At 56.5% G+C, this 14,725-nt stretch carries 9 protein-coding genes and 1 pseudogene; 9 read left to right on the top strand and 1 reads right to left on the bottom strand.

The annotated features are described in order from the left end of the window. From HC022_RS29060 to HC022_RS08875, 9 genes and pseudogenes are all read left to right on the top strand, one after another. Positions 1–227, top strand: a 227-nt coding sequence (locus HC022_RS29060) for a DUF2793 domain-containing protein (protein ID WP_254885010.1), incomplete at its 5' end; no start/stop codon positions are given. A gap of 66 nt (positions 228–293) precedes the next feature. Next, positions 294–890, top strand: a complete 597-nt coding sequence (locus HC022_RS08910; RefSeq protein WP_254885009.1) for a hypothetical protein — start codon at positions 294–296, stop codon at positions 888–890. A 19-nt stretch (positions 891–909) separates the two neighbouring features. Further along, positions 910–1,197, top strand: a complete 288-nt coding sequence (locus tag HC022_RS08905) for a DUF6127 family protein (protein WP_167452181.1) — start codon at positions 910–912, stop codon at positions 1,195–1,197. Between the two features lie 74 nt (positions 1,198–1,271). Beyond that, positions 1,272–1,945 (top strand): annotated as a pseudogene (locus tag HC022_RS08900) (D-Ala-D-Ala carboxypeptidase family metallohydrolase). A 252-nt stretch (positions 1,946–2,197) separates the two neighbouring features. After that, positions 2,198–2,998, top strand: coding sequence for a hypothetical protein (locus HC022_RS08895; protein WP_167452180.1), 801 nt, complete (start codon positions 2,198–2,200; stop codon positions 2,996–2,998). Positions 2,999–3,055: 57 nt separating this feature from the next. Further along, positions 3,056–7,834 carry a hypothetical protein gene (locus tag HC022_RS08890; RefSeq protein ID WP_167452179.1) on the top strand — a complete coding sequence of 1,593 codons (4,779 nt, stop codon included), beginning with the start codon at positions 3,056–3,058 and terminating at the stop codon, positions 7,832–7,834. After that, positions 7,821–10,790, top strand: a complete 2,970-nt coding sequence (locus HC022_RS08885; protein ID WP_167452178.1) for a hypothetical protein — start codon at positions 7,821–7,823, stop codon at positions 10,788–10,790. Before HC022_RS08890 ends, HC022_RS08885 begins: the two co-directional genes overlap by 14 nt. A 9-nt stretch (positions 10,791–10,799) precedes the next feature. Further along, on the top strand, positions 10,800–13,505 hold the full coding sequence (locus HC022_RS08880; protein WP_167452177.1) for a hypothetical protein: 2,706 nt from the start codon (positions 10,800–10,802) through the stop codon (positions 13,503–13,505). 171 nt (positions 13,506–13,676) lie between these two features. Next, complete coding sequence (locus HC022_RS08875) at positions 13,677–14,246, top strand: hypothetical protein (RefSeq protein WP_167452176.1); 570 nt, start codon at positions 13,677–13,679, stop codon at positions 14,244–14,246. Between the two features lie 198 nt (positions 14,247–14,444). Here the strand turns inward: HC022_RS08875 and HC022_RS28735 are convergent. Beyond that, on the bottom strand, positions 14,445–14,725 hold a 281-nt coding region (locus tag HC022_RS28735), incomplete at its 5' end, for a hypothetical protein (RefSeq protein ID WP_217703929.1).

The raw sequence follows: 14,725 nt of genomic DNA, 5'->3' as shown, positions 1-14,725 counted from the left end.
CGAAGGGCGACTGGGCGGGCTGGGACCTGAACGTTGCGCTCTGGACGGACGGCGCCTGGCTGCGTCTGCCGCCCCGGACCGGCTGGAGGGCGTGGGTCGAGGACGAGGAACTGCTGCTGGTCTACGACGGGTCCGGCTGGGTCGGCACGACACCCACGGCACTGCAGAACCTCGCGCTCCTCGGGCTGGGCACCACGGCAGATGCGTCGAACCCGTTCTCGGCCTAGCTGAACGCCGCGCTCTGGACGGCGAAGACCCTGGCCGAGGGCGGCACTGGCGATCTGTTCTACACCATGACCAAGGAGACCGCGGCCGACGATCTCGGGCTGATCCTGCAGACCGGCTTCGTGACCAAGGCGCTAGTCGGGCTGTTCGGCTCCGACCGGTTTCGTCTTGCGGTCTCGGCCGATGGCAGCACCTTCTTCGACGGGCTCAGCGTCGACAACGCCACCGGCATCGTCGACCAGCCCCGGCTCCCGCGGTTCAAGGCCTACACCAACTACGACAACTACGTCGGCGTCGGCACCTGGACGAAGATCGGCCTGAACAACACCGACTACAACGATCAGGGCGCCTTCGACGCTACGAACAACCGGTTCGTGGCCCCGGTCGACGGCACCTACCTCTTCGGCGCGACGCTCATGTACAAGGTCAATGCCAGCACCACCGCCCGCATGCGGGGGCGGCTCGTCCTGAACGGCGCGACGGAAATCCGCGGCTCCCTCGGCGAAATTTCCGCCACCCACGTTTCGCTGGCCACCGCCATCTGGCTGCAGACCATGGTGTCGCTCACCGCGGGCGATACCGTCGAGCTGCAGGGGTATTTCCGGGTCGCGGACGGCTATTTCGCCGCCGATCACACGTCCTTCTGGGGCTGCAAGATCGGCTGAGCGGCGGAAGGAGGACCCGATGACACCACCCCGATCCGAGGGCTGCGTCCGCATGCCCGACGGCGAGTTCGAGGCGATCCTGACCCATGCGGCCGAAGAAGGCGCGAAGCGCGCGCTCGCCGATGTCGGGCTCGACGGCGACGAGGCCGCGCTCTCCATCCGCGATCTGCGCTCCCTTGTGGACTGCATCCGGCTGGTCCGCCGCACCGCCATGCAGACGGCCGTCCGCATGATCACCACCGGCGTGATGCCGGCGCTGCTCGCGGGCATCGCGATCAAGCTGAAGATCTTCGTCGGCGGCCCGTAGCCGCTCACCATTCCCCATTCATCAGCCCGCAATGACCCGCCCTCGAGGCGGGTTTTTCGTTTTGGAGGACCCACATGACCACGAGCTTCTACGACCATTGGCGGGAGGCGCCCGAGGGCACCTGGTGCTGGCCCAACTTCTCGCCGCAGAAATCGCCTGCCGGGGCACCGGCAAGTTGCTGATCAACGAACCGGCGCTCGACAAGCTGCAGGCGCTGCGCGACCGGCTCGGCAAGCCGCTGATCGTCCGCTCCGCCTATCGCAGCCCCGAGCACAAACGCGCCGTCGGCGGCGCGACCCGGTCGAAGCATCTCGACGGCGCCGCCTTCGACATCGCCATGGCGAACCACCACCCAGTGGCCTTCGAGGCCGCGGCGCGCGAGGTCGGGTTCCTCGGCTTCGGCTTCTACCCGCGCTCGGGGTTCATGCATGTCGACCTGGGGCCCGCGCGACAATGTGGCGAGCGGTTCCCAGTCCGGGAGACCGCATTCGCAGCGGAGACGCCGCCCGCGCGCGAGGTGCTGGCCGACAGCCGCACAATGAAGGGTGGTGGTGCGGCCGGCGTCGCGACGCTGGGTGCTGCGGGCGTTGAGGTCGCGCAGAGCGTGTTGGCCGAGACTCAGACCGCTATCCTACCACTCGTGCCGTATCTCGACACTCTGCGCTGGGTGTTCATCGCCGTGGCTCTCGGCGGGATTGCGGTCACGATCTACGCTCGGCTCGATGACTGGAAGCGGGGGCGGCGGTGATCGGCGGGCTTCTCACCGGGATCGCCACGAGCCCCTGGCTGCGAACGGCGCTGCGCTACGGAGCCATCTTGCTTGCAGTGCTCCCGTGCCTGCTCGCGCTTCGAAGATCCAGTGAGAACTATACAACGAATATCAGCGCTGGTGTATGTAACTCGAGCTGGTAAGCTGAATCACAAAAAAGTGATTCTACCGGAGAATATCCACATGACTCGATCTGATTTAGCCGCGCACCGGCAAAGGGGGGACTGGCCATTGCGTATTTTAATCGCGCTAAGCTTCGGCCTCTTGTTGGGAGGATGCGCCGCTAACCACCCCGGCCTTGAAACGGGATGGGCGATTCAGGAGCAACGCGCGGCTTTGCCGATTGGGGCACGCGATCGCAGTCACGTCCCTCTGGCCCCGGGAGACCGCTTCTACGTTACTTTCAGGACGCAGGACGAACCCAGTACAATAAGGTTGCAACATCACACGTTCGAAGCCGGCCCCCTAGGTCTTACGGTGCAGATTGGAGAGGTAGGGACCAATGCCCTGAACAAACCTCCGCCCATTAAAGAAACGGTCCATTTTCGCCTTGGTACACCTGTTGGCAATGTCATTGACACATTGCATCGCAAGGGACTGCTGGTGGCACAAAGACAATTCTACAACACGGATAATAACAACATATCGGACATCCAGGTTCGACTTGCCCCCCGGACAATCAACGTCTTCCGCGATGGTCAATCGCAAGAGTTGACGTGGTCACCGGCGATGACGCTAGCGGATGTATTGCGCTCCACAGGCGGCCCACGTTCGATTGGTGAGACCGATCCCTACTATCTCGCCGTTGTCGAACCTCGAAAATACGATGCCCAAGGGCGTTTGGTCTCGGAACCCGCCGGTTCGTTCTTCGTGTCTTCCTATAGCGGAACTTACGCGGGAGACGAAAGAAAGGTCGGCCAAGACGACTGGAGCCTGCGTCGACGCGATGTCTACGTCTATCCCAATGACCGCATCCGCATCGAACGCAATTTACAAGCCGATTTTGGTATCCGCTCGCCGACTGTGCAGTAGCCGCCAGAGAAAAAGGTCAAAGAGACCACGGAGCATTTAAAGGGGAAGGTCGAAAACATGCCCATAACACTTCTGTTTGGACCTTTCGAGATCGTGGATGCTCCGGTGTCGGATCCTGTGGATGGGGTGGTGAAGACAGACCGCTCTTTAACCGGTCAATGGCAAGGTCGGGACATCAAGGCGCTGAGCGACGGCATACCAATCGAGGTGACCGCGGTGGACGGTCCAGCTGATACCTACCGCGCGGTCAACACTGGTGCTCTGCCGGTCCGGTTCGTCTTTGGGTTTCCGAACAAGGACCGAGTATATGTTCCAGACCAGGCCACGACCTACGGGCTAGAGTTTGCGCAAATGGCTGCAGACGTGATCGCGCTGAGTCGGTTCACCTGTCATATCCGAGCCGAAGGCGACGGCGAAGAGAATGAATTTTCCGGAAATGCGCTTGGAATCGCCGTTTCTCCCAACAAGGCAGCTTTCGAAAAGGCCGGAAAAATTCAGCTTGACGATGGCGACGAGCATTTCCTCATGATGCCGTCCACTGAAGAAAACGGCGATGAAATATGGGAGATCAATTTTCAGTTAGACACCGATGTTGGTAGACCCGCATCGATCGGGGCCGTCTCCGATCAGTTTTATATTGAAATTTTTGACGAGGCGCCGCTCGCTGCAATTATACCCCGAGCCTTGACGCCGGGTGTGCGCTTGCGGCCGCGCAACGGGAATGGGTTCGGCGAGGGCAACCTAGCGATCCTTCGGGAATCGAGTCCTTTCAGGTTAACCGACGGTGGCCATCATAGTCGCCCATCGACACTGTCGCCGCTTTTGAAAGGAAATTTGGGGCCCTTTGAAATCAATACCAACGGAATCGTTGCCGGAGTAGTGTTTCCAACGGCTGTGGCGGGCCCCAACGCTCGGCTTGAGGATTTTGGTAGATTCCTAGGGGTTGATACGACGAGGAAAAGCGACGACACGAACGGTGCCCGCGCTGAGTATGCCGTGCGACCGGTCGTCGGAAAGCTCGAGATCCGCTATGATGGCGGCGCGCCCCGCATTGGAACCAGTGCGGGGGCCTCGCTGTCGGAGGCACCGCTGGCTCCGGGTGAACATCGTTTGGTGGTCGCCGGCGAGATCCAGCATTTGGGCGTGGCCGATCAGTCCGGCGCCGGCCGACGCTTGTACGGCACCGAAATCGTTCTGCGTCACAACACTGCCGTGCCCAGAGAGGCGGGGGCGGTTTCAGAGTCTTCGGCGGACAATGACCGTGTCGAAGTGCAGTCAGTGACGGTGCCGTTTGCTGTGGCTCGGGTTTCGGCCAACCGCGCGCGGCTGAACTCAGCCCTTGGCGTTGTGGGGATCAATTCCAATGCCGCTTTGGCGGCATCGGAAGTGCTCAGCGTCGGCGATGTTGTGATGGACATCCAACCCGCGGACGACGCAGTCACCATCCACACGCGCTATTCCACGGCCGGTCCAGCCGATACGTGGTCCTTCAAGATTACGCAATTCCGCAAGACCCCGCTCAAGGGCGATGCCAATCTCGTGCTGTCAGAGGATGAAGATGAACCTGACCGGCAAGTCCATGATCCGCGCCAGGAGAAGTACGTACCCAAGGGTGACGCGCCGTACGTGGAGAAGGTCTTCAAATCAGATGGCACACTCTTGGAAACTCGACTTCGCGGCGAAATCACTGTGAATGGTGCGAGCGATATCCTAGACGGATTCGCGAGCGCGCTTTCATCTACCCGACCGAACCAGCCAGAAAACACAGGCCTATCGTTCGGAGCAAACTCAAAGGTGTCGCGCAAGGTCCAAAACGGGTTGTTGCCTGAGAACATCATGGAGATGGCCAAGCGCGGACAGAGTCTACACGAAGAGATATATGAGAATATCGACGTTGGGATGGATTTCCCCGAAGTGCCTATGGGGTCAATTGGCAATGTCAGCCAGCTTCGAGACAGTCGAAAACCGAAGATTTTCTGGACGGAGGTAGGCGCAAACCTGTCCAACCACGAAATTCGTCGCCATTGGGTAGAGCCTGCTTCTTCTGCCAACAATGAACGCAAAACAGACTTTGAAGACTTCAAGGAAAGGAATAAGGGCCAGCTAAGGAAGATCCTAGATGACAACTTGGCCGAAGTGGAGAAGCTCGCGTGGCAAATGCCAGCCGGGTGGCACGTAGCCCTCGACGAGAATTCCACCCTGGTCTTTGACGCTATCCGAAATTTGCCCACCGAAGCGGAGGAGTTCGATGTTCGCGCACCCCTTGTTAGGATCGGCCCGGATGAGAATGGCACGAAGTCTCTGATAGCCGACATCCCCGCCTACACGCCGCCAAACGGTCAGGAAGTCCCAAGATTCTACAAAGCCCTACCCGTATCGGACGATGATGATGGCTGGTGGCTCAGGGTTGTGGACAAAAAAGCGCCGCCGGCAAAGGGCAATGCGTCCAACCCGCTTCAAGACGATTGGTCTGGCGTCTTTCTCTTCAATGGCCGGGTCGACCCGCCTGCAGCCTTACCGGCCATCGCGCGCAAGGTTCTTTCGCAGCTAAGGTATCCATTGGCCTGGGTCGACGGCCAAGGTGCTTCTGCGGTGGTTCGCTATGACTACGCAGCGGAGGGCACAGAGACCTTGATCGGTCTCGATAGCGAACTCGATACGTTGATAGACGTACCTGTAGCGGATCTGCAGCGCCCGGCGAACTTACAGGGTGTTGGCCTGATACTCACCGAGGCGAACGTCCTAATGCACCAAAACCAGGTCATTCGGCTTGATCTGGAATTCTGGTGGCAGTTGCCGTTTTTCGACAAGGAACTCAAACGCGATAAGCGGATCCCGAACTTTCTCGTCATCACCGGTCGCTGGGAAACCGACGCGGGCGAAGAACGGCTGGAGCTGAAAGCTTCGTCGCCGGACACGGGTTTCACGGTCGACATGCTTGATCTTGAACGCATCGAAGTTTCACAGATCACGCTCGATGGAGAACGTGAGTCGGAAGATAAATACAAGTGGTCAGCCGACATGGATGGCGCGCTCAAATTCAAAGAGGGTGGCCTGCTCGACGAAGCAACAAAGGGTCGTCTAAAGCAACTGTTGTTCAGCGGGCTCAAGTTCGATTTGGACAATCCATTCAAAAATTGGTCGTTCCCAGATTTAGACATCGACGGTAAGCTTGATATCTCATTCAAGGGTTTCAAGTTCGATATCAAAAGCCTTCGACTTCAGAATCCGGCGAATGAAAACGGCGAGCTGCCTGACCTTGGCGTACAATGGCGTCGCTTCTCGCTCGTGGGCGATCTGAACATATCGTCCTTTCTTCCCGACTTTCCGGTCATACCGCGTGTCAAGGCCGCGCTGAACATCGATTGGGGACAGGAAGGTGGGGGCCCTCTCGGTCTCAATTTCAGCTTCGACAAGCTCGGATGGGGCGCTCTGGACTTTTGCCTGTTCAACGCGATGCATGTCACGGCCGAAGCAGATTACGACAAAGACAAGAACAGGTTTGTAGGCAAAGCGGTCGCGAAATGGGATCTCGGCGGCGATGGCTGCGGCAAACCCTTGGAACCGAAAGACAAAGACCCATCGTCCTTATCAATGCTCTTCGTCTATGGCGACGAGACGGACGCGGATGAAAAGTACTGGGTCTTTTCGGTCGGCGGCGGATCGGCCGATGAGACAATGGATCTTGGAATTCTGACGGCCAAGCAGATCACCCTCTTTGCGGCACATCAGGCGACGAAGCCTGGCTTGCGCCAGGCAATTCTAAGCACTGACTTGGACGACATCAGCGAGAAGCTGACCGATGGTACAGAATGGCGCTATACAGATGAATACAGCTGGATCGTCGGGCTTGATGCAAAGGAATTGACCATAAAACACGTCGAGATCTTCGACGGTCAAGATATCACGCTCATCATGAGTGATGACGGTATCATTCGGGTTGGTTTTACAATCCAAATCTTCGATCTTGATTTCGGTGGCACCCGCATCGTCTTGATGATCGATACCAAGAACAAAACGATCGGCGGCAGCTTGACGCTGCCTTCATTAAATTGGGGAACGTTTTTCTTGGACCTGGGTACCGTCGCCTTCGTTGTCGGACCGAAACGGTTTGAATTCGACTGGGGGTATCCGCATGACATGAACTGGACCCGCGCGGTCAAATTTTATTGGCGGCCACCAACCTATCCTATTCCAATCAACGCGGTCGAAGGCGGAGTGCTTGTAAGGATCGGCAAAATTGCCGATGAAGAAGATAACGCACTAATTGTCGCCGTGGCAATTCGTGTCGGATATCGCGAACACATAGGAGCACGAGGTGGAGCTTTAGGCGCCTATATCGGAGGCTCCATCTTCATTGAAGGCATTGTGGTCGGAGGATATCTAGAGGCGCTCAACGAGAAATGGTATTTCCAGAAGGGAACCATAGCCATTTCGATATCGGCTCGCGGCGGCCTTTACGTCCTCGGCTACAAGTGGGACATCCTCAAGGTCGACGCTCGCGCTTGGTCAACGCTAATATTGACAGTCGGGATAACGCGCGGATCCGTTGCCCTACGCTATGAAGCGGGGTTCTCGGCCACTTTCCAGGTCTGCGTAACACCCTGTACGTGCGCCCGTGGAACGATCTATTTCGACTACGCGCTTGGGGCTGAAAGCCCCATCGCAGATTTTATCGATTTTTCGGCTACAACCGAAGTCGCCGCCATCAGGGACTCGCGGCAAGCCGTAAGCGAAAATTTGGCGCGAGGGCGTTCACGTGAGGACGCGCTTATGGCTGGGCTCGCCGCACTGTACGACACTAACGCTCAAGGAGGCACCGATGGAGCACTTTGAAGTCCGAGTCGGTTGTTTTCGGCAAGATCCAAACACGGCTCCGAAACGGATGCTGTTCAGGTGGGAAATCCTGCGCAAGGACAATGCGGATGATCTTCCAATACATACAAAGCCTAGTCTGCGGGAGGATTTCGTCCTCCCCGAGGAGGGCGACACGGTTACCCTCACATTAATGAGCAGTGACTGGAGCACACCGATCCCGGTCCCAGAGTTCGGTATCATCAAGCCGCGTGACGACTATGCATTCCGGGTCTACAGTCAGGAAGGCGACCTTCGCGTCAAAGTTGCGAAGGAAGGCCGCTATGAAGTTCGGTTCGCTGGAGCCGAATCAAGCACCCATACAACCATTGGCATCAATGCAGGGGCCAATGAGCCTGTTCGGGAAATCCGTGATCGGCTCGTAAAAGAAATCAATCGTGCTCAAGCGCAGCGACCGTTGATTGTGCCGCGAGCCAAGGCGATATTGGAGTCGGATATTGCCCTTAGCATACCCAACGTGCGCGGCAAGAACGGTGAAATCACTCCAAACCCAACATTGCCTGCCTATATCTCTGCGTCCGGTCCTGAAGCCGGCGCAATTTTGGCCCCGCCGCGGAACAAACAGGGCATTGTTTTTCAAGAACTTAAGCCATCAGATCACTTGAAGAGTGCGGCTGAGTCAAACCCGATGGTGGTCGTGGAGCGTGCCTCGGCACGTCTTCAGGAACTGATCCTGCCCGGTCTCGCTAGTCACTTGGCTCAAAATACCGGGAATCTGGCTTCGTCTGTCGAGGACCCGGAGATTCAAATTGCAGTAGCGGCGGCGAAAGAAGCGATAGAGAATTTCACGCGCGACTATTTTCATCACGTTGCCAAGACATTTTTCGGTCGCAACACCGATCTTCACAGATCGTCCGAGATGGTGGTGCAGGACGGAGAAAACTTCGTATCGGTTCAACGTAGTGACTCAGGGGCGTTTGTTTCTGGAACAAGCAGATTAATCTCTGAGCACGCCGACCGTGTTTTTCTAGAGTCAGCAACCCTTCCGGACGTCCTTCGCAACGAAACAAGTGCATATATGGATTATCGTTTGCTTGAAGAAGCCCCGGCAATGGCGCGCCTCATAGGTGATCAACAGGTCCGCCTAGGTTCGCTTGCCGTGGCGATTGCTTCTGGTCAGGAAACGGATGCGAAGCGGATCGACAATGGTGAAGTTGAGCGCAAGTCGATCGGCTGGTTGATGGGCATGGAGGCGGAGTTCGAGGTTCCCGATGAATTGATCGTGGAGAACGACGGCGAGTTGCGTTTTGAAAACGTCAATTGCTTGGTGACGTGGGAAAGCCAACGTCTGAATACAACATTGGAAAGCCGTCGGGACCTTCGTGGAGTGACCGATTGCCTCAACAAGGCCTTATACGAAGATGGTGCGCCCGATCCTTCTGCCTACTTTGTAGAAGACGGTTACTTCAACCAAGAAAATACCATTGATCCAGGGTCGAAACAGCCGGTTCAGAACACTGTTTTTATCCCTACGACCGGGGACGGCGTAGTCTCAATATGCGTGAAAGGCGTTGGTGGCCATGGTGCGCAATTTAACGCATTCTCGATAATTCGGACCGAGACGGACACCGCGCCAGGACCAGCTGACCGAGAACGCGCGGAGGTCGAAATGCCTCGAGAGATGAACTCGGCTTCACCCGAAGTGCTGGAGAATGGAACAGATCCGCGGCAGCCCTTTTCGATTTTGACAGACGGTTTGACGACCGAGGTCAGAGCCGTCGACGACATCCATCACACGGATGCCATCATGGTCGATACGAGTGGCGTCGTGATCGATGATTCCGTTGATGCGATGTACAAAAAGCAACTTGATGCCCGTGACGAAGATCCCGACGCCGACCTCAGCACCTTAGTTAACGATAGGCGCATCCCACCCTACGGAAAGACTTACTACTACTGGCTATTTGCGCGTTCCTTGGGCGGAGATTGGCGCGGACCATTTCCCGTGACGCGCGACAGTCTGCCGGATGAAGTCAAACAAAGGCCACGTGGCCTACTGTTGCCTCCATTACACGCGCAAAATCCGGCCGCTATGCCCATTCTGAGTGCGCGGGTCATCCCGGAACCACCAATGAAGCCACGCACGATCAAGCGTTTCGACGACCAACAAAGGGTAGCGGCGGTAGCAGGCGATGCCGCAGACTCGCTCTCCATCAATGCCGATCCTACTAGTCCAACAGGCTATTTCGCAAATGTCGTAATCGACAACAAGCCAGTGCCGGCGTCGGACCGAACGACTGACGGCATGCCTAGGTATGCGCGGTACTACCTTGTCAATGGATTCAACTTGATTCTATTCCGCCGTGTGCCCCGAGTGCAAATCGAGCCTACGGACGACAGGATAGATGTTCTGCAGGACAAATTTCTCCAACGTCTAACGGCCCTTGCGGATGACCTCGGCTACTATCAAGGGTCACGATGGTACAAGTCGATTATTGAAAGCGATTGGGATTTCGCCGGTATCTCGCATATCCCACTGAGCGAATCCCAACAACTGGCGGAAACCATCACTTTACGATATGGCAATATCGGACACGAGGGTACAGACCAACCCACTATCGGCTTGGGGGCAGTTGACGGAGGGTGGGAGTATCTTGCAGTAGTCGTCGGCAAACGTGCGGCTGATCATTGCTATCAAATCCCCCGGACACGTAATGAAACTGGGTTCGATCCAAATAGCATTCCCGAGTTTCCCGTCGTTTCGGTGAAGCTTGATGAAATAGGACGCGCGGTCCCGGAATTTGGCACCCAATCACCAAGGCCGTACGTCTTGCGCCAAGGCCCGCTCGTCCTGCCCAAGGATCATCGCGCCGTGCGGTTCGAACACAGCAATCCGTCCATTACCTTGCCTGGATACGCGCCGGCGCGAACACGCCACATCGCGCCGCGAGTCGAAGGCATCGTCGTCGAGGAGTAGATAACCGATATGCCGACATTGCTTAGCAACTTAGATGAACCTGGCTACGGAAAGTCATCGTCGTCGGGCGTTACCCTTCGAAACACAGAACTTTCCGCGCATTTGCATCGTGTGCGCCCCCTTCAGAAAGTTCCCGGCATCAAAGTCTCTTCGGTGCTTAACTTGATGATCGAGACTGAGCGGGAAAGGGTCGATCGCCAGAGTGCACGGGACGCCGACCTGCAATTGACCGGTTACAGCCGAGCGAAGATGCGCGCTCAGTTTTTGGCGGGGCTGTTGACGCGCGCCCGCGGCCTCAAGGACCAGGCTCTGATTGATGCTTTGAGTGACTGGATCAGGAAACGAATCGAGTTGGGATCGAATACTGATACCTCGGCCGAGGATGATGAATTCAAAGAGGAAGACCGCCTAAAACTCGCCAAGAGCGCCTTTGGAATTCGTGGCATTGTCGGTATCTCTGATGTCCATGAGGGCGGAAACCCGCCAGCAATTGGAAATACACCAGTCGTAGGTGTCCGTTGGAGCCGAGTTGGCCGTGATCAATACGCCGACTTCGAAAAAAGGGTCGTATTCAATAAGTCGGGTTCTCGGTTCATCGCGCACGATAATGCGCGGCTCGCTGCATTTCCCAAGCCAGACGATGAGACATTCGACAGCGCAGACGTCCTTTTGGACTTGCGTGTTGAATACAATGAAGGCGACGATGAGGACAAGGTTGCGTTTCGCCGCCGGTTTGTGCCGTCGCTCGTCCCCGATCTTCGCGGGAGGAACAACACTGCTCCATCAATCGACGACGGTCACATTGGCAATGTCGGTGGCATGGTTAAACGCGTTTTAGCTACGGCTCATCTGGCGACACGGTTCAGCGGTCTTAGTGATGGTGGAAAAGTGCTTGAGTTTGGTGCGCCCTTAGAGTGGATCAAAAAGGGTCCTGATGGCTCCTTCGACGGCCGCATTCTCGTCATCGAAAAGTGGGACCTCGAGCAAGAACCTGACGAGTTAGCGCCACTGCCGCGGGCCTTTGGCGAGATTCGAGATGCCGACATCGATGATAGCGGTCTGCATCGCATTCGGATTGACTACGCTCCCGGAACTTCCGCAGAGGACTGGATTGGCGGCGGCATCGTTCGTCTAGCGATCGCCGAGGAGAAGGTCCTATTTTCCCGCGGTTACGGCATCAACAGGGATGTTGGCGACTACAAGGCAGCACGTCTGGACGTTCTCGAGTCCGGACAAGAAGATACTATCTGCTACATCGCTCGATACCTTTCGCCGGGGACCCGAAACAATGAGACGCCTCCAAAAACAATTCCTATATTTGGGCATGCAGGTCTCGCCATTTTCAGGGTTCAATCAAGCATTGCGCCGCCAACGCCGAAGTTCTCCGAAGTCCAACCGGATGAGTGGAATATTCGATTTACGTGGGACGTGTACCGAAGCACAGATGATGCCTTGATTGCGATATATGACAAATCAAACCACTTCGAGTTCGAGCTTCAGCGCGAAAAGATCGCAAGAGCAGTCAGCCTCCGAGCATTGAATGGTCCGCGCAGTATGGCCGACATATTTCGCGCTTTAGCGAACAATGACTTTGAGAGCGTTACGCCTGCGGAGGAGGCGAAGCTCGCGACCTGGTTCACTGGTGCCTCACCAACAGAAATCGAGATGGATGACGACCCATCCGGATCCAATTGGCTAAACGGAAGGCTAAGAATCGTAACCGAGGGAGCCGCATGGCTGGCCCCGGAACCGGAGGAAACTGGCGACCGAACGCCAACGTTGTCGGTTCCCGGGGCGAACATGGACATCGAACGCCGAGAGGACTACCGCTGGCGGTTCCGCGCTCGCGCAGTGGAAAACCCCGAGGACGAGGGTTTCGAGATTTTCTCTGACTGGACGACGACCTCGGATTGGATAACCCCGCTTCCACTGAAGCCTAGGTTCAGTGAAAATGGCGCAGTGCCCTTCGTTCGCCCTCGCCCGAAAATTCCGACTATCCGCTTCGACATCGACTACGAACTGTCCAACCGAAGGTCCAAAGAAAATGAACTAGCCAACATCGAATACCGCATCGTCGTCCGCAAGTTCGTCCCGACGATATCTGGCACCGGCGGGCAGCACGGATTTGCGGCGATGAAGATCACCAACGCTATTATCAAGCCATTCGCCATCAACGATCGAAGCAGTGGCGGCATTCTGGTAAGATTTACCTATGAGGACCCCGATGTTGCTGCGCCGGACTCACTGCCGCCTAATTTCGCTTACGCGTATGCGTTCGAAATCAATCAGTTGACCGATGGTAATGTGATTCAAAAAAGCGCGACCTTCGATGTGATCAAGGACTCGGCGAAGAAAGTCATCGTTCCGGACGGGGCCTACAAGCTATTTGCAAACGAACCGCGCAAGTTATCGCTCTTGGCGAACGCTTTTCAGGATACTCTGACGGAACGCTCCCAACCGCAATATTTTTTGGGGCTTGACGGGTGGCACAAGGTTGGCGGCAGCGTTTACGAGCACTCTAGTGAAAAAGCCGATATTTCGTTGCCGACGCGACATATCGAAGAAATCGAAGGGTACGTCTCAATGACTTTATCCGGACTGCCGCACTACGCCGTCGCGATTCTCGAGAACGGGAAGGTTCTGGACTTCACGGACGAAGGTGTCTTGGTAGGTCGGACTGACGAACGCTCTCCGATGCGCCTATTTTTCACTTAGCGTAAAGCGAACAGTTCAGTGTTCCACTGGACTTTTGACGCCGACCGCAGATCGGGTTCAAGACTAACTACAGAGCGCGGCAGCCGATATTGGAACGAGAGAACCCACAAACCAGAGCCTGTCAACTATTTAAGGCAACCAGAAAATCAATTCAACACAGGAGACTATCGCATGACAAACGCCCGAAAAGTTGTTGCCAAGCTTGCTTCTGATCAGGAGCTTCAGTCCTTCCTGGAGCGTGAACTTGGCGAACGAGCTGCCACTATATCGCTCGTTCCCACATCCGGGAGTCCTGGGCCGACGCTTCCGCTAGACTGGTCTGCAGCGCGAGCATACTATGATGAGTACTGTCGGAATGGGAACAACTGTTCTGATGGAGAGTTTACGCTCGATTGCACTCATTTCGTGTGTCACGGGCTAAGTTCGGGTGGGGTCAAGGTCGAGAATCCAACGGCAACCTGCGATTCCGGGTATGGCATTCGCGTGGCAGACCTTGCTGCCGCATTCAAGAATGCCAGTGATAGATATAGCAATGTTTCCCGCGTCGACAGCTTCGGCAACACCAAAGCTGGTGATTTCTGTTTCGTTGTAAGTTGGTTCGGTCTTTCCAAGGATCACGCCATGGTCGCGGCAGAGAGAATTGATGCGAAAGGAGGCAAGGTATGGGGCCATACCAACGCACGCTGCGGAGAGAATGCGTCATGGGCCGGCGAAACGTTGGTCGTCTATCGCATCAGTTGAGCAGATGCGGGAGAACTGTGCAGTGCTTTGGCACAGTTTTTAGTTTACAGGCCCAAGGTGGGACCAGAGTCGCGGCCACGCGCGGTGGTGGGGGAAGGTTCATTTGATCGGCGTGGCGCTTTTCACCGACTAGAGCCAACGCTCCGGCCGTGGCACCGAAGCCCCTCATGCGCTACGAGTGAAAGAAGACATTGGGATCTAGAGAACGTTGGACGTCAGGGTCGTCCCCTCCGCCATAACATCTTGTGCGGAAAGCAGTTTTCCTAGTAATATCAGGGTGTTGAGGTTCAGGGCTGCTTTGGTCTGCCTTCTGACGCCTTGTTTTGCTACACAATTTGCCCCACATTTTGCTCCATTATGAACTGACGTGGAGGGGCTGATGGCGGTGATGTTGCGTGGAACCGATAGTGCCCCGCGGCGTGGTGTAGGAAGCCGCGAGCGTAGCTGATCGCGAGGCTGGCGGTCATCGTCGATCTTCG

It is taken from the genome of Salipiger sp. HF18 (assembly GCF_011806505.1).
GTDB classification, from domain to species: domain Bacteria; phylum Pseudomonadota; class Alphaproteobacteria; order Rhodobacterales; family Rhodobacteraceae; genus Salipiger; species Salipiger thiooxidans.
The sequence above is the reverse complement of the archived record's forward strand: the minus strand, read 5'-3'. Positions and strand labels throughout refer to the sequence as shown.